Below are 21087 nucleotides of genomic sequence, written 5' to 3'. Positions count from 1 at the left end.
TTCAATTCTTTTGCGATGACACCCGGATTCCGGGACGGTGCCCATGATTCAATGCGTGGAACCATTGCTCCTGAATGAAACGAAATGCCCCGCTATAACCGGGGCGGATGCGGGCGAAGCCGGGAAAGTGGATATGCATGCCCGCGACCAGCAGGTCTTCGTCGACACAACGCTGCAATATCCAGCGGCGCGATATCGCACCCGCGGGGCTGTCGGTGTCGAAGATCATTCCCACATCCGGGTCGGTGAGTTGCACCTCGGGGATATGGACCGTGTCTCCCCAGATGATCATCGCCTCATCTTTGGACCGTACGATGTAGCAGGTGTGCCCGGGCGTATGGCCCGGCGAAGGCACGGCCGTAATTCCCGGCAGAATGTCACGTTCGCGGTCGAATGCCTTGACCGAATCCGGGAGGTAGGGCCGCAGTTGAGTCCGGCCGGCGTCGAAATAGACCCGCTTTTGTCGTTCAGTCGCTTTCGCCTTCTGTTCGTCGTCGAACCAGTGCGTGATCTCTGCCTGGTGCACATGGACGGTGGCGGATGGAAAGAGCTTGCGGCCGCTCGCCGGGTCGGTCAGGCCGTTCGAGTGGTCCGGATGGACATGGGTCAGGGCGACATCGGTTATCTGGTCGGGGCGAATGCCCAAAAGATCCAGCAGGCCCGGCAGCCTTCCGCAGGTGGGCCCCATGATATCGCCGGAACCGCAATCCACCAGGACGCTGCGCTCCCCGTCCCGAAGGAGGAAGGCGTTGATCGAAACCACGGGCGGCGACACCCGTGTTTCCCCGGCAAGCAGCCTCTCGAGCTTGCCGTGATCGGGATCCTTCATGATGTCGAGCGTGTCGTAGGTCACGTAGCCGTCACAAAGGGCGGTGACCAGAATGTCGCCGACCATACGATGATAGATGCCCGGTACCTGTTCGAACGCGATCACTGGCCGCTCCCCGCTGTTTCAGCCTGCTTCGGTACGAAGGCAGGACGTGGCTTCTCGACAAGGTCGTACTGTGCGGCCAGCCAGCGGCGCAGGTGCACGCGGGCCATCTTGCCGATCGAATTGCGCGGCAGGCTGTCGATCGAGGCGAAGAGCCGCGGTCGCTTGTAGGAGGTCATCTCCGCCAGCGCCAGCGCAAGGCGCTCCTGCCAATCCGCGGGCGGCTTCTGCGCAACCACCGTGACGATCTCGCCCCAATATTCGGAGGGGAAACCCAGGACCACCAATTCCGTGCCCGGCAGCGAGGGGGCCAAAGATCGTTCGACCTCCTCGGGCGAAACCTTGTAGCCTCCGCTCTTCATCATGTCCGCCTGGCGCGCCACGAGATGGAGCCGCCCGGCTTCATCGAGATATCCGATATCCCCGGTTTCATGGAACTCGTCGGGCGCCAGCATCCTTACTCCGTCACGCATCATGTATCCGCTGAAGAGATGCGGGCTGTGGAGATGGATCATGCCGATCTCGCCGGCCGGCAGCACTCTGCCCTCCTCGTCGCGGATCTCGATCCGCACGCCTGTCGCAGCCCAGCCGACGCAAAGGCCTTCACCGATCGGCCCGGCATAGGCCGCGGCGGTTTCCGATGGCTCCAGCGAGGTGATCGGATTGAAGATCTCGCTCTTGCCGTAGGTGACGCGAATGATTTCTCCGAAACGCGTCGCCGCGTTGCGATAGATCGTTGGCGTAAGCGGCGCCGTGCCTGTCAGGATCATGCGCAGCCTGGGCCGAAATTCAGCGAAGGCCGGAGCCGAGGCAGCCTCCGTCAATTTGGCAAGCACGGTCGGAGGAGCGAACATCTCGGTCACTTCGCCCGATGCCAGAAGCGGCAGCACGACCGCCGGATCGACACCTTTCATCAGGTGCACGCTCGCTCCATGCGCCAGATAGGCAAAGGTCAAAAGCGAGCTTCCGTGCGAAAACGGCGTCATCAGGAGGATGCGGTTGCTGCGGTCGGGCAGGAGAGGCAGCGACGAACGCAGAAGAAGAGTGCCCGTCCATCGGCCGAGATGGCTGTGGATCGCGCCCTTCGAGAAGCCGGTGGTCCCGCTGGTGAAGACAATGCGGCTTGGCGCTTGCGGCTCGACGTCGGGCCAGTTCGCTGCCGTCATGGTACGAGGCGCGATCTGCCGCGCATCGACGGGCGTCGCGTCGAGTTCCGGCAACGGCTCGGCCGCGCCGTCCACAAGGATGAACCGCGCTCCGCTGCAGGCGAGCGCATGGGCGATTTCAGATTGGCTAAGCAGAGGGTTGATCGGCACCTCCGCCGCCCCCGCCAACAGCACGCCATAACTTGCCGATGCGGCAAGCGCGGAATTGTGGAAGACCGTCGCAACGAAGTCGTTCGGCCCCAGGCCAAGGTCGCGAAGGCGATCGGCGATCCCCGCCCCGCGGTCGATCAACTGCGCAATCGTATGCCGGCCCTCCGCATCGAAGACACCCGGATTGTCGCCGTAGCGCAATCGGGTCGCGGCAAGGTCTTCGCCCCAGTTCATCCCGGATCTCCTGCCAGCTTCATGAGGGTTCGGGAAAACGCTCAGGCCCCAACGGATCCTCGCCGTTCGCTGCCAGGGCGCGCGCCCATTTGTCGAGCCACCAGCCATAGGGTTCGGGCCAGGTCGCGAAATCGCGTTCCACTCCCATTTCCCAGGCGGCATGACGGACCCAGAACGGGTTGAACAATATCTGCCGCCCGATACAGACCAGGTCCGCCTTGCCGCCCTGCAGGATTTCCTCGGCATATTGCGGGGTGCGGATCATCCCGACCGCGGCGGTCGCAATCCCGGCCTCACGCCGCAGACGGTCCGAGAGGGCGACCTGATATCCCGGCCCGCGCGCAAGGTTCGAATTGGTTGCCCCAGCTCGCATGTTGCCGCCGGACGAGCAGTCGATCAGGTCGACCCCGGCCTCCTTCAGCTTTCCGGCGAGAATGACGCTGTCATCCTCTGTCCATCCGCCCTCCATCCAGTCGGTCACCGAAAGCCGCGCCAGAAGCGGCATCGAGTCCGGCATGATATCGCGCAGGCGCTCGACCACCGTCAGCGGCAGACGCATGCGGTTCTCGAGCGATCCTCCCCACCGGTCGCGGCGCTGATTGGCAAGCGGGGAAAGGAAGCTTTGCAGCAGGTAGCCATGCGCCAGATGGAGCTCCAGCAGGTCGAAGCTCGCGAGCAGGGCGCGGCGCGCGCCCGCCACGAAAGCTTCGACGATGCCTTCGATCTGCGCCTCGTTCATCTCGATCGGCGTCAGCCATTCTTCCGCCAGCGGCAATGCCGAGGCACCCATCGGATAAAGCGGCTCGTCGCCTGCCGCCAGGTCACGCTCGGTGATCGGCCCGTTGCCGTCATAGGCGCGTTGCTGGCCGCCCTTTCGGCCCCCATGGCTGATCTGGATGCCCGTCCTGGCGCCATAGCGCTTCATTTCGCTGACGAGCCGGCTCATGGGCTCGATGTGGCTGTCGGCCCAAAGGCCGGGATCGCCGTTGCTGACCCGGCCTGCCCGTGTGACGAAGGTCTGCTCCATGATCACCAGCCCGGCACCGCCCATCGCCATCCGCTCGTAATGGGCGAACTGGAAGGGCGTCAGCCGCCCGTCCTCGGCCGAATAGGTGCCCATCGGCGAGACGACGACACGGTTCTTCAGCGTCACGCCTCTCAGCGTGTAGGGCTGGAAAAGCAATGGAATGTCCGGCATATCGGGCTCCAGTCGGATGAGGCGGGCGCTGTTCATCGCGTCAGTTCGATGACCTCGCTCACAACCTTGCCGATGGCGGGGCTTTCGGCACCCTCCAGGCCGGCAAAGAGGCGCTCTCCGAGTTCACGCACCGTGCCGGCAGTGGCACCCAGCCACGACAGCCGGGCCTCGAAAACATCGAGGGAGCGTGCGCGGGTCTGGAAGATGAGTTCGCGCGGCATCTCGGACGAATGGGCCTCGCGACGGCTGCCATCCTTCATCGTCAGCGTCACGCGCGAATCCAGCGCCCCGCCGACCGCGTCCGGCACAACTGTCGTCTTCGCTACAAGGCCGAGGATCACCGGATCCTTGCGCAGCGAATTGCCCATCTCGTAGGTGATGTCGCCGCGCGCGAGCATCGTGCCCACGGCAAAGGCGGTACTGGCCTGGGTCTGCACCAGCCGCTCATAGGGCCCCTTGTAGTTGGTGCCCGGATAGTCGGTGTAAGGCTTCCATAGTGTGACCTCGATCGCCTCCACCGCGGCAGGATCGACGCCTTCCTTGTGAAGCTTTTGCGCGGCCATGGCTGCGGGCATGTTGTCGCCGAGCGTCGCATAGGGCTTGGCCATGATGGTGCGCATGATGGCTGGATCGGGCGGGGTCGCCCATACGTCCGGCGTCACATCGAGCCCGGCAAGGGTGGCGAGGAAGCCCTTGGGCCCGTCAAGCGCCTGCGGCGCGCCCGTCACACCACTACCGGCAAGACACGCGGCGACAAGGCCGCCCTGCGCGGCACGGCCGTTCTGCACCCGCCATTCGTCACTTCCGGAGCGCACCGGTTCCAGCGTTCCGCCGGTCGTGCTGGCCGCGATCGACACCGCCGAGCCGGCCTGACCGGCATCAAGACCGAGCAGGGCTGCACTGCCTGCGGCGGCCCCGATCGTGCCCAATGTCGGGCTCGTACGAAAACCGCGTCCAATCAGCTCGCGTGCCACGACCTCTCCGCGGCCAAGCCAGTTGATCACGCTGTAGCCGGCGACTATCGCGGAAAGGACCGCGTTCAGGCTGGCGCCCTGCTGCTCGCCCAACGCAACGACGGCGGGCGGGACCAGGGAGCCGGGATGGGTCCATGAATCGTGGTCGGTATCGTCCTGGAAATGCGCATGCGCGGCAACGCCGTTCGCAAAGGCGGCCTCGCTCGCCGCAAGCCGCGCTCCAGACGCCCACGCCGTCGCGCCGCCCGACTTGAGCGGATGCGACAAGGCGAGCGCCGCCTGCGTTGTCGGCTCGATCGCCGCCAAAAGCGAGAGGCCGAGCGTATCGAGCAGGCAGATCAGCGCCTTCTCGCGGATATCGGGATCGAGCCGGATGGTCGCGAAGCTCGCGATATAGTTGCCAAGGATCTGGCCGGCGGGTTTCATCGTCATGTTTCCTTCCAGGGAATTGAAATCCGGTGATCTTCTCAGCCGCGGCTGTAAAGCCAGGCGCGACTGGTGCCGATACCGGCACGCCGCAGACGGACGAGGTTGAGCGCATGGCTCCACGCGGCGGCGAAGACATCGATGACGACCGCCTTGTCGATCTGCTTCAGCCCCTTGTGCGCGAAGATTTCAGCCATCACACCCTCGGCCGGCACGATGACGTCCGCTCCCTTGGCGATCAGGTCGCGCGCCGTATTCGTGAAGGCGGCGATAAGCGCGGAAGCATCCTCGCGCGCCGCGATCAGTTCATATTCGTCCATGCCCGGCGAGAGGGAGGTTACCGAGAGCACGCGCGCCTCGAGGTGGTGCTTGGCAACCGAAAGCCGGGTCATGTAGGCCACGTTCGGGGCGTTCGAAATCAACCCGATCTGCGAGCCCAGCGAACAGCCGGTCAGCAACGCCGCCTCCGTCAGCGAAGCCACCGGTATGTCGACTGCGGTCCGCATCTCGCGCAGATACGGCTCGCTGAACGAGCCCATGACGAAAGCGTCGTAGCCCTGCCGTTCCGCCTCCACCGCCATGTCGACGAGAGGCGAGAGAAGGCGGTGATAGGTATAGGCATTGCCGAGCGCGTCGCTCGGGCTCAGCGCGCCATATGTACCCTCCGGCAGGCCGTGGACCTCCACCTGCGCCTCGGTGCCGAGAAAGGCGCGGGCATGGGCTTCAATGCCCTGCTTGTAAGCCGCGATGCGGCTGAGTTCATTGACGGACTGGTGCCAGATGCGAACAGGCATGATCTTTTCCCTCCATGGATCTTCGTTCAGGCGCGGGACGAACGGGAGCGTCTGCCTGCCGCCACCGCGGCGGGCTCGGGAAAGACCTCGGAGCCCATGGGGGTCTCGCCATTCGCGGCAAGCGCTCGCGACCATTTGTTGAGCCACCAGCCATATTGAGGCGTCCATTCCGAGAAACCGTCATTAACGCCCAGAGCCTCGGCTGCGTGATGCGCCCAGAATGGGTCGAACAGCGCCTGACGGCCGAGGCAAATCAGGTCGGCCCGTCCGTCCTGAACGATCCGCTCGGCAAATTCCGGGGTTCGGATCATGCCGACAGCAGCGGTCGGAGTGCCGGTTTCGGCTCGGATACGCTCGGCGAACGGCACCTGATAGCCCGGCCCGCGGCCAAGGCTCGAATTGGTGGCGCCGGAGCGCAGATTGCCGCCCGAGGAACAATCGACGAGATCGATCCCCGCCTCCGAGAGCGCCCGAGCCAGCACGAGACTATCCTCGATGGTCCAGCCGCCTTCTATCCAGTCGGTGGCGGAGATACGAGCGAAAAGCGGCATGGACTGCGGCACGACGGCCCGCACCGCGCGCACGACCTCGAGTGGAAAGCGCATGCGGTTCTCGAGACTGCCGCCATAGTCGTCCTCGCGCTGGTTGGCGAGCGGCGAGAGGAAGTTCTGCAGCAGATAGCCATGCGCCATATGGATTTCGATCAGATCGAAACCCGCCAGAACCGCGCGCCGGGCGGCGGACGCCCATGCCTGTCGCAAGCCGTCGAGCTCTCCCAGGGTGATCGCTTCGGGCGTAAGCCACCCCTCGCCCAGTGAAAGGGCGGACGGCGCCATCGGCGTCCACCGCTCCTCGCCGCTGGCCAGGTCTGCGTCGGTCAGCGGGCCATTGCCGCGGAAGGCGCGCTGCATGCTGGATTTGCGCCCACCATGGTTGAGCTGGATTCCGGCCTTGGCGCCATAGCTCTTCATATGGCTCACCAATTGCCGCATTCCGGCAATATGGCTGTCCTGCCAGAGACCCGGATCGCCGTTCGTCACCCGGCCTCGGCGCGTGATCGAGGTCTGCTCGATCATCACCAGACCGGCCCCGCCCATGGCGAAGCTGGCGTAGTGCGTATGATGGAAGGGTTGAAGATTGCCGTTCTCGGCCGAATACGTGCCCATGGGCGAGATGACGACGCGGTTCTTCAACGTCACGCTGCGCAGGCTGAACTCCGAAAACAGCTTTATGCCTCCTGGCATCGGTCTCTCCTCTTACTGGGTGCGTTGCCAATCCGGCCCCTGTCGGGCTGGCGTCACGCAAAAGTCCGCTCCCCGCTCCTCGGCGGAGCGGCAAGAACAGATCTGAATTTTATTGGCCGTCAGGCGGCCGGCGGCCCCAACGCCCCCTTGGGCGGCGCACATGAGGATTGCGGGTTGAAAGTCGTGGGAATAATGACCCGGCGCGGTTCGTCCCTCTTCTCGTGGATGATGTGATTGAGCAGCAGCGTCGCAGCCGTCGCGCCGACCTCGTTCTGGTCCCAACTGACGACCCCGATCGGCGGCTGATGCAGATCGCAAAGGTCGTTCTGGCCCGACGCGACGACAGAAATATCCTGCGGGATCGATAGGCCGCGCGTGCGTATCGCGCGCAACACGCCGGAAAGCATGTCTATCCCGCCGGCGATTACGGCCGTCGGCCGCTGCGAAAGGCCGAGCAGGGAAGACGTCGCCCTGTAGGCATGGTCGCGCAGGAAACTCTCCGCTATGACGAACTCCGGCACCGGCTGCAATCCGCGCGCGGCATGAGCGCGCTCGAAGCCGCGGACTCGCGCGGCTCCCGGGTGGAGCCGGGTCGGTCCGGTCAGCAATGCGATCTGCCGATGGCCAAGGTCGAGCAGATGCCCGGTTGCGTTGAAGGTTCCGCCTTCGTGATCGGCGTAGACGGCGTCACACCATTCCGGCTGGTCGCGGTCGATCATCACGAAGGGTATGGGAAGCGCGCGCAGGATTTCCTCGAACTCGCCTTCGATCGGGGTATATGGCCCCATCAGGACGCCATCGACCTGCCCGTTGGAGAAGCGGCGCAGCAGCTGGATCTCCCGCTGCGTCCGGCCCTCCGTATTCGAGATCAGCATCGAATATCCGGATTCGTTGAGTACATTCTGCGCGGTCGAGACGAATCCTCCCAGCTGAGCGATGTTGATCTCGCGCAGGATGCATCCCACCGTGCGGGTACGGCCCATGCGCATGGATTTGGCAGCGGCATTCGGCACGTAACCCAGTTGCTCGATGGCGTTTTCCACTGCCTTGCGGATATGCGGCTTCACATCCACCGCGTCGTTGACCACGCGCGAAACCGTCCCGATCGAAACCTGGGCCAGTTGGGCGACGTCACGTATGGTCGAGGCTTTTGCCATGTTTCCTTCCGCTATCCGGGTCCGTCAGATCTCGAAGTTCCACTGTTCGGTCGCGACCCGATAACCAGCGCCCTCGCGAACGAGCCAGCCGAGGCCGGGGAAATGGATATGCATGCCGGCAACGAGCATGTCCTCGGCCAGAATCCGCGCCAGGAGCGCTGTGCGATTCCTGGCTGCCATGTCGGGATCATGATCGAAACTCATCGAAACGTCCGGTCGCGCCACCTGGATCTCGGGCACATGGGCAAGGTCGCCCCAGACGATCATCTGCTTGCCTTCCGAACGGATAAGCCATGTGCTGTGGCCGGGTGTGTGGCCCGCGCACTCCACAAGGGTGATCCCCGGCAGAACCTCTTCCCCATCCTTTGCCAACCGAAGCCGGCCGTCACGATAGGGGCCGATCTGCTCGCGCGTCCAGGTGAAATAGCGCTCGCGCTTGCGCTCGTCCGCAGCCGCCATCTCCTTGTCCGAAAACCAGTGCGCGATCTCCTTGTGATTGGCGATTACCGTGGCGTTCGGGAAAAGCCGCTCGCCGGTCCGGACATCCGTGAGCCCGCAGGAATGGTCGGGATGGCAGTGGGTCAACAGCACATATTCGACTTCCGCCGGATCGACACCGGCGGCGGCGAGGTTGTCGAACAGCTTGCCGGCGGTCGGGCCGAATTTGTCCTGCGAACCGCAGTCGATCAGCGCGGTCCCGGCCGGTCCCCGCAGCAGGAAGCAATTCACCGAGATCCGCGGCGGCGATATCCTGTGGTCGCGCGCCATCATCACGTCGACGTCCTCGCGCGAGAATTCGCGGAAGATATTGTAACCCATCTCGACATAGCCATCCGACAGGGCCGTCACCAGGAATTCGCCGAAGCGGCGGTGATAGACGCCAGGAATCTGTTGCTGCGGCAGATGTGTCATTCCCTTGTTCCCGTGTCCTTTCCCTTTCCTCGCCCGGCCTAGCTCACACCAGAGCAAGCTCGCGAAGATCGCCGATTTCGTCGATCCGATAGAGCGTTTCGAACAGCGGCTGCACGCGTTCCTGCGGCAGCAATATCGAGGCGCAATCGGTGAATTTCGCCTGCAATTCTTCGCGGCTGAGCTGAAGCTGCCAGCTCCCCCGGGCGTTCTCCACCGGCTCATGGCGATGAACGGAGCCATCCTTGAGCGTCACCCAGACCAGATCATACGGCGCAAACGGCATGTCGGTCCCCGCCTCATCCTCGTTCACGGTCACCTCGACCCGACCAAGGACCGATTGCACGTCCTCACGCGAAACGAATTCGTCGGTCAGTTCACGCAGCCCCACCCTGCGGGCGATGAGGGCGCTGGCCATGGCGAATTCCATCGAGAACTTGGCGGCAAGCCCCGTCTGTGGCTGCTGGTTTCGCAGCATCAGACGCTGGGTGACACCGGTGTGGACATGGATCGTTCCCACGTCATCCGCGGAAAGGTCATGCTCTTCAACCAGATCCAGCATGGCATCTATGGCGCGGTGCGTTGCATAGCATGTCGGATAGCGCTTGATGTTGGTGCCGAACCGCGCCGATATCCACTCCTCGCCGATCCGGAATGCGGCCGGATCGAGATCGGGCGCGCTCGAGGGGGAGAAGGCCCTGAGAAAGCCGGAGCGATGCTCCACGGCATCGAGGCTGCCCGTATAGCCGACCTTTGCAAGGCGAACGGCCTGGATCCCCGATTGCGCGGTGCGGCCGGCATGGAGCGACTTCGTCATCGAACCGAAATTGGCGACCAGCCCTGCGGCGAACGAGGCCGCGATGGCCAGCGCATGAGCAGTCGCTTCGGGCGAAAGCCGATGCAGGCGCGCCGCGGCGGCCGCGGTCGCCAATGTTCCCATCACCGCCGTGGGATGGAATCCCCGGTCGTGCAGATGGCCGGGTTCCAGTTCGGCCAGATGCGCCCACAGTTCATAGCCGACAAGGTAAGCCTCGATCGCGTCCTGGCCGGATGCCCGCACCTCGTGACCCTCGGCCAGTATCGCGGGCACGAGAACCGTGCTCGGATGCCCCGCGAGCGCCACATCGTCGAAGTCGAGGACATGGGCGGCCACGCCGTTGATCAGCGCGGCATCCGGCGCAGCGTAGCAGTTACCGTTCACGGCGCGCGGCGCATCGTTGCTGCCCGGAAGCGGCGTGGCGATGTTCGCCACCAGTTCGACCGCGGGTTCCCGCGACCCCGCCAGCATGACGCCGACACAATCCACGATACCGATCCGGGCGGCGTGAAGCGCTTCGGCCGGAGCCGATGCCATATCGAAACCCGCAACGAATTCAGCGGCTTTTCTGGTGATACCGTCCATCATCGTCACCTCAATACGAACGTGGCAGTCCCAGAATGTGCTGGGCCACATAGGCAAGGATCAGATTGGTCGAGATCGGCGCCGTCTGGTAAATCCGGCTCTCGCGCCATTTGCGCTCGATGCCGTATTCGCTGGCGTAACCGAAGCCGCCGAAGGTCTGCAACGCGGTGTCGGCCGCCTTCCAGGTCGCCTCCGATGCCAGGAGCTTGGCCATGTTCGCCTCGCCGCCGCAGGGCCGGTAGGCGTCGAACAATGCCGCGGCCTTGCGGCACATCAGGTCGGCCGCTTCCAACTCGGCATAAGCGCGGGCGATCGGGAACTGAACGCCCTGGTTCGCGCCGATCGGACGTTTGAACACGACACGCTCGTTTGCGTATTCGACCGCGCGCCGGATCATGTAGCGTCCATCGCCGACGCACTCCGACGCCACAAGAATGCGCTCGGCGTTCATGCCGTCCAGAATGTAGCGGAAGCCCTCGCCTTCCTTGCCCACCAGCGCCGTGGCCGGGACCCGCAGGTTCTCGATGAAGACCTCGGTCGTGTTGTGGTTCATCAGCGCCCTGATGGGGCGGATATCCATCCCGTTGCCGCGCGCTTCGCGCAGATCGATCAGGAAAACCGAGATGCCCTCGGTCTTCTTCGATACCTGATCGAGCGGCGTCGTGCGTGCCAGAAGCAGCATCAGGTCGGAAAAGAGCGCACGCGAGGTGAACACCTTCTGGCCGTTGATCACATAATGGTAATTGCCATCCTTGACGGCGCGGGTCTTGAGCTGGGTCGTATCCGAGCCGGTTGTGGGCTCGGTGACGCCGAAAGCCTGGAGACGCAGGGAACCGTCGGCGATCTGCGGCAGAAATTCCTTCTTCTGCTCTTCGCTGCCGTGACGCAGCAGGGTACCCATGATGTACATCTGCGCATGCGCCGGGCTGGCTTGGCAGCCACAGCCGTTTATCTCCTCGAGAATGACGGCGGCGGCGCGCAGGGGCAGGCCGGCGCCGCCATATTCCTCCGGTATGAGAACCGCGAGGAAGCCGCCTTCGGTCAGTTCCGCTACGAATTCGGACGGGTAGCCGGATTCCTCTTCGAGCTTCAGCCAGTATTCCAGCGGATATTTCTCGCAGATCCTGCGGATGGATTCGCGCAGTTCCGGATAGTCTTCACCCAGTTCGAGGTTAACCTGATCCTGACTCATCGTTCGGGGGTCTTTCACTCTGCCGCTTCAAAGGTCTTGGGAAGTCCGGCGCGCGCGATGGCGCCGCTGTAGCGCTCGTCACCGAGCCAGTTCTCGACATCGCGCCGAAGATTGAGAAGGGCTTCGATGTCGATGCCGGTGGAAAAGCCCATGCTCTCCAGCATATAGGCGGTGTCTTCGGTATTGATGTTACCGGTGGCTCCCGGCGCGAACGGGCAGCCGCCAAGACCGGCAAGCGAGCTGTCGAAAACCCGGATGCCCGTCTCGAGCGCCGCCGCGACATTGGCGAGGCCGAGACCGCGCGTGTCATGGAAATGGCAAATGACCCGGCGACCGGCCGCGATCTCGATGATCGGCGGCAAAAGCATCTTCACCTGGGCCGGGTTGGCATAGCCGACGGTGTCGGCGACGATCAGTTCGTCGGCGCCGCCCGCCGCGACATGCCGCGCTACCTGCCAGACACGTTCGGGCGCGACATAGCCTTGAAGCGTGCAGCCAAAGGCGGTGGCCAGGCCGACTCCCAACACCATTCCCCGGCCCTGTTCCGTGTCCTTCAGCGCCGCGATCCGTTCGAACTCGGCGATCGCCTCGTCGGTCGAGCGCCGGACATTGGACTGGCTGTGCGCCTCGGAGATCGAGAGCACGTAGTTGACATGGGTGAAGCCGGCGGCGAGCGCCCGCTCCGCCCCCTTGAGGTTGGGGATGAGAGCCGACGCGACCACGCCCTCGAGCCGGGGAAGGCCCTGAGCGAGTTGGTCGGCATCGGCAAATTGCGGCACCACCTTCGGCGGCACGAACGAGGTCAGTTCGATTTCCTTGACGCCGGCGGCCTTGAGCCGTAGCGCCCATTCCAGCTTTCGTTCGGTTTCCAAAAAGCGCTTCGCCATCTGGATACCGTCGCGGGGCCCGACCTCGCGCAGGGTCGCTCGCTCGGCCATCTCAGGCTCCCCGGAAATTCGGCTTGCGCTTCTCGTTGAAGGCGCGCACGCCTTCATGGCGGTCTTCGGTCGAGACCATGCGGTTGTAGCACTCTATCTCGAAGGCCAGTCCGTCCGCGAGGGACATCTGCAAGCCTTTGTGAATGGATTGCTTCGCCTGCCTGACCGAGATCGGCGCGTTGCCGGCGATGCGACGGGCGGTAGCAAGCGTCGCCTCGAGCAATTCGCCCTGCGGCAACACGCGGTTGATCAACCCCCAGTCGCATGCCTCCCTCGCGGTGAAGGGCAGCCCGGTGAGGATGATTTCCTTGGCGCGCCGTTCACCGACCGCACGGGGCAGGCTCTGCGTCCCCCCTGCCCCCGGCATGATGCCGAGCGTCACCTCGGTCAGCGCAAAACGAGCGTTCTCGGAAGCATAGGCGAAGTCCAGCGCCGCGGCGATCTCGCACCCGCCTCCATAGGCGGCTCCGTTGATCGCCCCGATCACGGGCAGCGGGCAGGCCAAGAGCGAGCGCAGCATCCGCTCGAACATGGCATGCTGGCGCAGCCATTGTTCATCGGTCATGCCGTTGCGTTCCTTCAGATCGCCGCCGGCACAGAAAGCCTTTTCGCCGGTACCCGTCATCACGATCGCCCGAAGGCCGCCGCTGTCGAGTTGGAAACCCTCGAAGAGGTCCATCAGTTCTTCGCCCATGCGGGTATTCATGGCGTTGGCGGCCTGCGGTCGGTTCAGCCGGACAAGCAGCACCTGATCGTCCGTGCGCTCGAGCGCGAGCGTTTCATATTTCGCGGTCATTGATATTCCTGCCTGAAAGCATCGTTATCCGCTCCGAGCGTCGGGGCGGCGCCGCCCGAAGTCGGCCGAACATCGTCGAGCGTGAAGGGAAGGCCGACCCATTTCTCGCCGCCTCCCGTGGTCAGGATGCCGATCGCGGTGGTTTGCGGATGGGTCCAGACCTGATCGATGCTGAGAAGTGGGCAGTTCGGCACCTGGAAGGCATCGAGCGCGGTGCTGACTTCGGCCACGGTCAACTGCGCGACCGCAGCTTCGATCAGCGGGATCAACTCGCCGCGCAGGATGACCCGATCGCGGTTCAGGGCGAAACGCTGATCCTCGCCCACTGCCTTCAGCCCGGGAAGCGCCTGGCAAAGCTTGCCGAAAAGCTTGTCGTTGCCGGCCGCGATCATCACCCAGCCGTCGCTCGCCTTGAAGGCCTGATAGGGCACGATCTCCGCAAGCGCCGAGCCGTGAGGCTTGCGCACCTCGCCGGAAATTGCATGCGCGGCGAGCGGAATGGTCATCCAGGCAAGGCCCGTCTCGAACAGCGAAGTCTCCACATGCGCTCCCTTGCCGTTCTTCTGACGCTGGAACAGCGCTGCCAGAAGACCGATGACCGTCCACATGCCCGAGCCCATATCGACGAGGGATACGCCGACGCGAACGGGTGGCCGGTCGGCTTCTCCGGTGACCGACATGATACCGGAGGTGGCCTGCGCCAACGGGTCGTAACCGGGCTTGCGAGACAGCGGACCGCTCTTGCCGAAGGCGCCTATATCGCACCAGATCAGCGTTGGATTGTCGCGCAGCACCTCGTCGACGTTAATGCCGAATTTCGCGAGAAGCCCAGGCCGCAAATTCTGGATAACCGCATCCGACTCCCCGACAAGGCGCTTCAGCAAGGATGCGTCGGCCGCATCGGCAAAATCGAGCGTCAGGCTCTCCTTGCCTCGATTGAGAGCATGGAAGGCGGTCGCGTCCCCCTTGTAGAACGGCGGCCCCCAGCCTCGCGCATAGTCTCCCGTGGCCGGATTCTCGACCTTGATCACCCGCGCGCCGAGTTCGGCTAGGATCAGTCCTGCGTAGGGCGCGGCCACGCTGTGACCGAGCTCTAGGACCGTAAGGCCGCGAAGCGGAGCGGTATTCGTCAAGTCATGTCTCCTTATCGATGTCGCCGGCGGGATCAAAGGTATTCCTGGGCAAGAGCCTCTCCCCTGATCTCCGTAGTCGTGCCCGAACGGCGTATCTGGCCGCTGCGCATGACATGCCCGTAATGCGCGATCTTCAGCGCCGGACGCGCCATCTGTTCCGTCATGAGAACGGCGATGCCTTCATCTTGCATCTGACGGACAGCGGCGGAAATCTGCTGGATCCAGACCGGCGCCAGGCCAAGGAACGGCTCGTCCAGAAGCAACAGCTTCGGCGCGCCGCTTATCGCCCGTGCGATCGCAACGAGTTGCTGCTGGCCACCGGAAAGCTCGCCCGCCGGTTGGGTCTGCCGTTCGGCGAGGAAGGGAAACGCCGCCACCATCCCGTCCCAGCGACGACCCTGTTCCCACGCCGGAAGCCGCACGGCGCCGGCCAGGACGTTGTCCTTCACCGACATCGACGCGAAAACACGGCGGCCCTCCGGCGCATAGCCGATGCCGAGCCGCGCTCGCGCATCGCTCGAAAGAGCGCCGATGTCACGACCCTCAAAGCTGATCTGGCCGCGCGCCGATCGCACCAGTCCGATCACCGCATTGATCAGGCTCGACTTCCCGGCACCGTTCGCACCGATGAGCAGTACCGTCTGCCCGCTCACGATGTCGAGATCGACGCCGTCCACCGCGCGCGTACCGCCATAGGCTACATGCAGGTCACGAATGCTGAGCATCGTCACCCTCCTCGTCGCTGCCGCCAAGATAGGCGTCGATAACGTCCTTGCGGCTCAGTACCTCGCCTGGTTCGCCCTCGGCGATAAGCTTCCCGCCATCGAGGACGATCACCTGAGGACAAAGCCGCTTGATGAGATCCATGTCGTGTTCGACGAGCAGCACGCCACAGCCGAATTTCTGCTGCGCGAACTGGACATAGCGATCGATATTGGTCCGCTCCGACTTCTCAAGCCCGGCCGCCGGCTCGTCGAGAAGCAGCATCCGCGGCTGAGTCGCCAGGGCCATGGTGAGACCGAGCATCTTCTGCAGGCCATAGGGCAGGATCTCGGCATTGCGCCGCCAGTTGTCGATAAGCCCGAATTGCTCGAGAAGCGGCTCCAGCCTTTCCAGGACAGACCGGTCCCCACCCGAGAAACGCAGGGCGGAGATCAGATTGTCTTCGACGCTGCTCCCAGCGAAAGTGGCCGTCTGCTGGAAACTGCGGACAAGGCCGCGACCCGCGTTCTCGTAGACATAACGCCCGTCGACGCGGAAATCGCCCAGCAGGACCCGGCCCGAACTGACGGGCAAGCGGCCGGAAATGATGTTGATCATGGTCGTCTTGCCGGCGCCGTTCGGCCCGATCACCCCGAGAAGCCCCGCGGCCGGCAATACGAAGCTGACATCGTGGAAGACCTTCAGCCCGCCGAACTCCTTCGAGATGCTTTCGGCGCGGAGCGCACCTTCCTGCGTGTGCGCGCTCATGTCTGGACCTCCACGGCGGAAGGCGCCTCGTCGGCCGGCTCCTTCTGCTTCCTTTCGGCGCCTTTCACCCGCCGCAGGAGCGAGCTTGCCAGCCCAACGATACCGCCGCGCGCAACCAGGGTGACGATGATGATCAGAAGGCCGAAAAGCCCCGGCGAAAGTTCCCCGCGCAAGGCGAAATAGTCCGTGGCCGAAACCAGAAGCGCCGCCCCGACCAGAGTACCGAGGATAGACCCCTTCCCACCCACGATCGTGTAGGTGATGTAATTGACCGAGGACATCGACGAGAACGACGTCGGATGCGCGGTCATCAGCATGTTGACGAGCGCGAAGCCCGCAAGTCCGGACACACCGGCCGCGACAGAAAACGCCATCGCCTTGTATTTCCAGCAGGCCAGCCCAAGGCTCTCCGCCAGAATGTCATTCTTCTCGATGGCAGCGAATTCGAAGTGGAAGCGCCGGGTGAAAAGCGCCGCGACCAGGAAGCCGGCGAAGGAAAGACCGCAAGTCGTCAGCACGACCTGATAATTGTCGAAGAGTTCGATACCGAAGAAGGTGACGGGCGGCATCCCCACCAGCCCGTTCGCTCCGCCCGTCAGCGGCGCAGCTTCGAACAGGAGCAGTTGAAGGATCTCAGACAGCACGAAGGTCACGAGGACGAAGTAGACGCCTCTCAGACGCAGGATCAGCTTGCCAAGCGGGATGGCGATCAGCGCGGGAACCGCGAAGGCCGCCAGCGCCAGGAGGATCACGTCGGTGATCCCGAGCTTGATGCCCAGGATCGCGACCGTATAGCCGCCGATCGCCATGAAGCACGGCACGGCGAAGCTCATGAGATCCATGCGCAGCATGATGTAGACACCCAGCGCGGCGGTTGCAGCGATGAGGATCAGGTTGGCCTGCGACAGGATCTGCGGATTGGTGACCAGAATGGGCACGGCGAAAGCAAGCAGTACCAGCGCGAGCGTCGTCCATTCCCCGAGATCCAGGAGCGGAATATGCCGCTGCCGGGGGAGTCGCGTGGTTGGGGAGGTGCGGCTCATGACCGGCGTGCCTCCTTGCCGAACAGCCCTTGCGGCCGGACCACCAGAATGATGAGGACCAGCAGGAAGAGGGTCAAAGCCCCCTTGGATCCGCCGAGATAGACGGCGGCATAGGAATCGACCAGCCCGACGACGAAAGCCGCAACCGTCGCCCCGGTGACGCTGCCAAGCCCGCCGAGGATGACGGTAATGAAGGAAAACGCGAGGACTGAATCGCCGATATGCGGTGAGAGCGCGAGGATGGGGGTGACAAGCCCGCCCGTCACCCCCGCAAGCCCTGTGGCAAGGGCGAAAGCGAAGGGAAACAACGCCTTGGTGCGCATGCCCAGGGCGCTGGCCACCGCGCGATCCTCAGCCATCGCGCGCATCGCACACCCTACATTGGTGCGGTAGACCAGCCAGTAGACCGCCACGATAGCCACCAGACAGACAGCCAGGACGACCATGTTCGCATAAGGGATGTATATGTCTCCCTTGCGCCAGACGCCCGAGATCGGAAAGGGAAATTCCGGCGACAATGCGCCGAAGATCAAGAGTATGGCCGTCGCGATCACGAGGTTGAACCCTATGGTGACCATCAGCGTCGCCTGATGGTCGTCGATCACGCGCTCGAGAACGAATACCTCGAACAACCAGCCGAGCGCTACCGTGCTGATCAGAGCGATCAGCAGGCCGACCGGATACGGCAGGCCCAGCACGATGGTGCAGTAATAGGCGACATAGCCGCCCATTACATAGAACCCGCCATGGGCGAAGTTCACGACACCGAGGATGCCGAAGATAAGCGTGAACCCGAGCGCAAGGAGTGCGTATTGGGAACCGAGGCTGATTCCGATCAGCCCCGCTGTGATGAAGGAGTCCATCTTTCCTCCGAGACGTCAGTCTTCCTTGACTGCCGCGGCATGAATATTGGGCTGTACCTTGCCGTCCTGCACGACACCGATCGCGAAGGGGTAGGACATCTCCTGGTTGATCCCAAAGAATTTCTGCCCGATCCAATAGCCCTTGCCGATGTTTTCGTCCTCGACGGGCAGCTTGCGCATCGCCTCGGCGATCTTGTCGGCGTCATCGACGGTACCGGCGGCGGCAACAGCCTTGATCATCATCCGCGCTGCAAAGGTCCAGCGGAAGAAATCGGCATTCTCCGGACGCGGCTTGCCCATGAGCTTGGCGTATTTCTGCTCGAGCGCATGCAAATTGTCGTCCATGTAGACCGGCTCGTACCAGAGGAAGTCCTTGAGGACGTCGATTCCGCCGGCGACACGCGCGATCTCCTCGAACCCCGGCCCACCAAGGCGGAAGATGGGGCCTTCGAAACCGGCCTGGCGCAATTGCTTGACGATGATGCCGGCATCGCCGGCCGGCGACGAGGCGAGATCGACCGCGCCCGGATTCGAACTCAGCATCCGCGTGACGATCGGCGCGAAGTTGGTGGTGCCACGCTGATAATATTCCTCCGTGGGCTTCACGCCTTTTTCGGAGAATATCTGCGCGTTGACGCTTGCGATATCGGTCCCGCCCTGGTCGTTCGGAGCGACGATCGCCACGGTCGAGAATTTGAACCGCTCAAGTCCAGCATCGATGATCGGTCCTGCCCATCCCGAAGGCCCGGGACCGATGTGGAACATGTTCGGCCATTGCGGGCCGATCGCGTTCTTGGCGAAGCTGTCGACCATGGCAACCATGTGATTACGCTTGGCGACGGGCTTCATGCCGGTGACCTCGGGCGAGCCCACGGGGCCGACAATAACCTTGATCCCGTCTGCCGCGAACGCATTCGCCGCCGAAGCCGCGCCCTCGGCCGTATATTTGGAATCGATGGCGACCACGGAAACCGTGCATTCGGTACCGTCGATTACCAGGCGCTTCTCTTCCATGGTCTCCTTGGCAACGAACGCAACCGCGTCGCGCAGGGCGATGCCCCACTGAGCCGCCGGACCCGACAGCACCGCCGGCGATCCTATCTTGAGTTCGCAAGCCCAGCCCGTTCCGGACAACATGGCGGACACAACCAGCGTGCCGCATATTGCGCGGCCGAAATGCAAAGCCATTCCCGATCTCCTTCCTATTGATGGACAAGTGGTTCCGCACCTGAAGCGGACATGTGATCCGACACGTCGAACCGGACTGGCGGGTCTCCTCTGTACCGACAGCCACCACATGCCACGGCGCGACCTTATGAAGGTCCCGTGGGCATGTCAATAAAACGTTTCATATTTTTTGTCTCGGTTTTCACCGACGGAGCCGACGAACTCGGCGTCTAAATATGCAATATTCCCAATTAGTTATGAGAGTAGATTGCGACCCCAAGGAGAGTGAGTGCTTTGCTGCACGAAAAATATTGAGCCATCCATATGAATTTTCTGAATCGTTCTAAAAACCCCATATCAGAGGATGAACGAGAGCGATGCGCCGCATCGGCGCAAGATCGAGACCGGATATTTCATGGCATCACGCCGCGACGACAGACATGTGATGTCGCCGGCGTGAGAGGACAGCCGGTTGAACTGACACGCGAAAGGCTCAGGCGCCTGCAGCGGCGCTTTCCCCGGCAATGAAGCCGAACGCCATGGCTGTCAGCAAGCCGTTGCCCGAGAGATAACCCGAGACGTCCGGTCCCGAGACGCCACACGCCGCTCCCCCGCCGGCGAAGAGGTTCGGAAAGGACGAGCCGTCCTGCCGTATCACGCACGCCTTCTCGTCGATCATTAGTCCGCCCTGCGTATGGAAGAGCGCGCCGGTCACCTTGACGGCGTGGTAGGGTGGTTCCAACGGTGGAAAGGCCGTGAAGTCACGCCCGAAGATGTCTTGTGCCTCTCCCTTGCGGCATGCCTCAACGTGATCGAGCGTTTCTGCGATCCTGGATTCGGATAGGTGTGCAACGCATGCCAGTTCGACGGCATCCCCTGCCTGGCGGATGGCGCCGGCCGCCATTGCCTCCCGGTAGTCTGGAAAATCCTGCGCGAATTCGTGGATGCGGCGATCGTAGATATTCCAGGCGATCCCGTCCGGTTGACGAAGCACATGCACGGCCTGTTCGGAGTAACCGCCGCTTTCGTCGGAGAACCGTTCACCACGGGTGTTCACCTGGATAGCGCCTTTGGTCATGAGCGCCCAGGAGATCAGGATGCCATGCGGATGCGCCAGCGACCCGTGGCCCTGATAGGCGGAGAGATGCTCGGTCCTCGCATCGAGGGCCTGCCCCCACGACAAGGCCTCTCCGGTGTTGCCGGCATGGCCGTGATAGAGGCCGTCGGCGATCTCCGGTATGTGCTGTCGAACAAGCTCCGTGTTGCCACCAAAACCGTTACAGGCCAGAACGAGGGCGCGGCAGGCGATCGTCTCCTCCGCGCCGTCCGGTCTTTCGATTCCGATGCCGGCGACGCGGCCGTTTTCCATGAACAGGCGCACAGCGCGCGCGTTGGTAACGAGCGGGATGCCCTGTGCCTCGCCGGCGGCGAGCAGGCGCGCCATCAGTCCGGCTCCAGTCTTTTCGGGGACGGCATGCATGCGGTGTCGGGAATGGCCCGGATACAGGAAATCCGTCAGCACCGACCATTCGATGCCGTGCGCTTCGGCCAGCCATTCCAGTGTCGGCCCGATATTACGCGCGGCAAGCTCGGCAAGATGCGGAACGGCCCTACCCTTCGATTTGGCCATGATATCGGCGACGAAGCGTTCGGGCGTGTCATCCGCTATGCCGGCTTTGCGCTGGAATATCGTCGCGGGCGCAGGGACGAATCCCGACGACATGGAAGTCGAGCCGGACGGCGTCGCATCGCGCTCCAGCACGATCACATCGGCGCCGGCGGCACTAGCGCGGAGCGCGGCGACCAGGCCGCAGGCCCCGCCGCCGACGACTACCACCTCGGCGGACGCATCGATGCGCTCCGGCAATCTATAAATGACGGAGGGCCGCGTTCCGTTCAC

General features: G+C 63.5%; 19 protein-coding genes. All 19 read right to left on the bottom strand.

What is annotated here, in order from left to right; genetic code table 11:
- Position 1 precedes the first annotated feature (1 nt).
- Positions 2-934 (bottom strand): MBL fold metallo-hydrolase, encoded by a 933-nt coding sequence (locus RBH77_RS10865; RefSeq protein ID WP_311032182.1) that lies wholly within the window; start codon positions 932-934, stop codon positions 2-4.
- Complete coding sequence (locus RBH77_RS10860; RefSeq protein ID WP_311032181.1) at positions 931-2481, bottom strand: class I adenylate-forming enzyme family protein; 1551 nt, start codon at positions 2479-2481, stop codon at positions 931-933. The genes RBH77_RS10865 and RBH77_RS10860 overlap by 4 nt, the downstream gene beginning before the upstream one ends.
- Positions 2482-2500: 19 nt before the next feature.
- Positions 2501-3715, bottom strand: coding sequence for an NADH:flavin oxidoreductase/NADH oxidase (locus tag RBH77_RS10855; RefSeq protein ID WP_311032178.1), 1215 nt, complete (start codon positions 3713-3715; stop codon positions 2501-2503).
- On the bottom strand, positions 3712-5085 hold the full coding sequence (locus RBH77_RS10850) for an MmgE/PrpD family protein (RefSeq protein WP_311032176.1): 1374 nt from the start codon (positions 5083-5085) through the stop codon (positions 3712-3714). Before RBH77_RS10850 ends, RBH77_RS10855 begins: the two co-directional genes overlap by 4 nt.
- Positions 5086-5120: 35 nt before the next feature.
- Entirely contained in the window at positions 5121-5873 is a 753-nt protein-coding gene (locus RBH77_RS10845; RefSeq protein WP_311032174.1) for an aspartate/glutamate racemase family protein, read from the bottom strand.
- A 26-nt stretch (positions 5874-5899) separates the two neighbouring features.
- Positions 5900-7117 (bottom strand): NADH:flavin oxidoreductase/NADH oxidase, encoded by a 1218-nt coding sequence (locus tag RBH77_RS10840; RefSeq protein WP_311032172.1) that lies wholly within the window; start codon positions 7115-7117, stop codon positions 5900-5902.
- Positions 7118-7236: 119 nt separating this feature from the next.
- Complete coding sequence (locus tag RBH77_RS10835; RefSeq protein WP_311032171.1) at positions 7237-8274, bottom strand: LacI family DNA-binding transcriptional regulator; 1038 nt, start codon at positions 8272-8274, stop codon at positions 7237-7239.
- 24 nt (positions 8275-8298) lie between these two features.
- On the bottom strand, positions 8299-9186 hold the full coding sequence (locus RBH77_RS10830; RefSeq protein ID WP_311032170.1) for an MBL fold metallo-hydrolase: 888 nt from the start codon (positions 9184-9186) through the stop codon (positions 8299-8301).
- Between the two features lie 43 nt (positions 9187-9229).
- Positions 9230-10585, bottom strand: coding sequence for an MmgE/PrpD family protein (locus RBH77_RS10825; RefSeq protein WP_311032169.1), 1356 nt, complete (start codon positions 10583-10585; stop codon positions 9230-9232).
- Between the two features lie 10 nt (positions 10586-10595).
- Positions 10596-11777, bottom strand: coding sequence for an acyl-CoA dehydrogenase family protein (locus RBH77_RS10820; protein WP_311032168.1), 1182 nt, complete (start codon positions 11775-11777; stop codon positions 10596-10598).
- 14 nt (positions 11778-11791) lie between these two features.
- Positions 11792-12715, bottom strand: coding sequence for a hydroxymethylglutaryl-CoA lyase (locus tag RBH77_RS10815; protein ID WP_311032166.1), 924 nt, complete (start codon positions 12713-12715; stop codon positions 11792-11794).
- Between the two features lies 1 nt (position 12716).
- Positions 12717-13511: an enoyl-CoA hydratase/isomerase family protein gene (locus RBH77_RS10810; RefSeq protein WP_311032165.1), complete on the bottom strand. Its 795-nt coding sequence runs from the start codon at positions 13509-13511 to the stop codon at positions 12717-12719.
- The gene (locus RBH77_RS10805; RefSeq protein ID WP_311032163.1) at positions 13508-14644 is read right to left on the bottom strand and encodes a CaiB/BaiF CoA transferase family protein; all 1137 of its coding nucleotides are present in this window, start codon (positions 14642-14644) and stop codon (positions 13508-13510) included. Before RBH77_RS10805 ends, RBH77_RS10810 begins: the two co-directional genes overlap by 4 nt.
- Positions 14645-14676: 32 nt before the next feature.
- Positions 14677-15369 (bottom strand): ABC transporter ATP-binding protein, encoded by a 693-nt coding sequence (locus tag RBH77_RS10800; protein WP_311032162.1) that lies wholly within the window; start codon positions 15367-15369, stop codon positions 14677-14679.
- Positions 15353-16114 (bottom strand): ABC transporter ATP-binding protein, encoded by a 762-nt coding sequence (locus RBH77_RS10795; RefSeq protein ID WP_311032161.1) that lies wholly within the window; start codon positions 16112-16114, stop codon positions 15353-15355. Before RBH77_RS10795 ends, RBH77_RS10800 begins: the two co-directional genes overlap by 17 nt.
- Positions 16111-17157: a branched-chain amino acid ABC transporter permease gene (locus RBH77_RS10790; RefSeq protein WP_311032160.1), complete on the bottom strand. Its 1047-nt coding sequence runs from the start codon at positions 17155-17157 to the stop codon at positions 16111-16113. The genes RBH77_RS10795 and RBH77_RS10790 overlap by 4 nt, the downstream gene beginning before the upstream one ends.
- Complete coding sequence (locus RBH77_RS10785) at positions 17154-18020, bottom strand: branched-chain amino acid ABC transporter permease (RefSeq protein WP_311032159.1); 867 nt, start codon at positions 18018-18020, stop codon at positions 17154-17156. Before RBH77_RS10785 ends, RBH77_RS10790 begins: the two co-directional genes overlap by 4 nt.
- A gap of 15 nt (positions 18021-18035) precedes the next feature.
- On the bottom strand, positions 18036-19208 hold the full coding sequence (locus RBH77_RS10780) for an ABC transporter substrate-binding protein (RefSeq protein ID WP_311032158.1): 1173 nt from the start codon (positions 19206-19208) through the stop codon (positions 18036-18038).
- A gap of 472 nt (positions 19209-19680) precedes the next feature.
- Positions 19681-21087: an FAD-dependent oxidoreductase gene (locus tag RBH77_RS10775; RefSeq protein WP_311032157.1), complete on the bottom strand. Its 1407-nt coding sequence runs from the start codon at positions 21085-21087 to the stop codon at positions 19681-19683.

The sequence above is a fragment of the Mesorhizobium koreense genome (assembly GCF_031656215.1).
Taxonomy (GTDB): Bacteria; Pseudomonadota; Alphaproteobacteria; order Rhizobiales; family Rhizobiaceae; genus Mesorhizobium_L; species Mesorhizobium_L koreense.
Note: the sequence above shows the minus strand (reverse complement) of the source record. Positions and strands in the feature narration are given on the sequence as shown.

What these genes read in the sequence shown, in the direction of transcription:
- RBH77_RS10820 (WP_311032168.1), bottom strand. Translation starts at nt 11,777, where the DNA reads ATGAGTCAGGATCAGGTTAACCTCGAACTGGGTGAAGACTATCCGGAA.
- RBH77_RS10785 (WP_311032159.1), bottom strand. Translation starts at nt 18,020, where the DNA reads ATGGACTCCTTCATCACAGCGGGGCTGATCGGAATCAGCCTCGGTTCC.
- RBH77_RS10790 (WP_311032160.1), bottom strand. Translation starts at nt 17,157, where the DNA reads ATGAGCCGCACCTCCCCAACCACGCGACTCCCCCGGCAGCGGCATATT.
- RBH77_RS10845 (WP_311032174.1), bottom strand. Translation starts at nt 5,873, where the DNA reads ATGCCTGTTCGCATCTGGCACCAGTCCGTCAATGAACTCAGCCGCATC.
- RBH77_RS10860 (WP_311032181.1), bottom strand. Translation starts at nt 2,481, where the DNA reads ATGAACTGGGGCGAAGACCTTGCCGCGACCCGATTGCGCTACGGCGAC.
- RBH77_RS10795 (WP_311032161.1), bottom strand. Translation starts at nt 16,114, where the DNA reads ATGAGCGCGCACACGCAGGAAGGTGCGCTCCGCGCCGAAAGCATCTCG.
- RBH77_RS10810 (WP_311032165.1), bottom strand. Translation starts at nt 13,511, where the DNA reads ATGACCGCGAAATATGAAACGCTCGCGCTCGAGCGCACGGACGATCAG.
- RBH77_RS10840 (WP_311032172.1), bottom strand. Translation starts at nt 7,117, where the DNA reads ATGCCAGGAGGCATAAAGCTGTTTTCGGAGTTCAGCCTGCGCAGCGTG.
- RBH77_RS10825 (WP_311032169.1), bottom strand. Translation starts at nt 10,585, where the DNA reads ATGGACGGTATCACCAGAAAAGCCGCTGAATTCGTTGCGGGTTTCGAT.
- RBH77_RS10780 (WP_311032158.1), bottom strand. Translation starts at nt 19,208, where the DNA reads ATGGCTTTGCATTTCGGCCGCGCAATATGCGGCACGCTGGTTGTGTCC.
- RBH77_RS10855 (WP_311032178.1), bottom strand. Translation starts at nt 3,715, where the DNA reads ATGAACAGCGCCCGCCTCATCCGACTGGAGCCCGATATGCCGGACATT.
- RBH77_RS10830 (WP_311032170.1), bottom strand. Translation starts at nt 9,186, where the DNA reads ATGACACATCTGCCGCAGCAACAGATTCCTGGCGTCTATCACCGCCGC.
- RBH77_RS10835 (WP_311032171.1), bottom strand. Translation starts at nt 8,274, where the DNA reads ATGGCAAAAGCCTCGACCATACGTGACGTCGCCCAACTGGCCCAGGTT.
- RBH77_RS10800 (WP_311032162.1), bottom strand. Translation starts at nt 15,369, where the DNA reads ATGCTCAGCATTCGTGACCTGCATGTAGCCTATGGCGGTACGCGCGCG.
- RBH77_RS10815 (WP_311032166.1), bottom strand. Translation starts at nt 12,715, where the DNA reads ATGGCCGAGCGAGCGACCCTGCGCGAGGTCGGGCCCCGCGACGGTATC.
- RBH77_RS10850 (WP_311032176.1), bottom strand. Translation starts at nt 5,085, where the DNA reads ATGACGATGAAACCCGCCGGCCAGATCCTTGGCAACTATATCGCGAGC.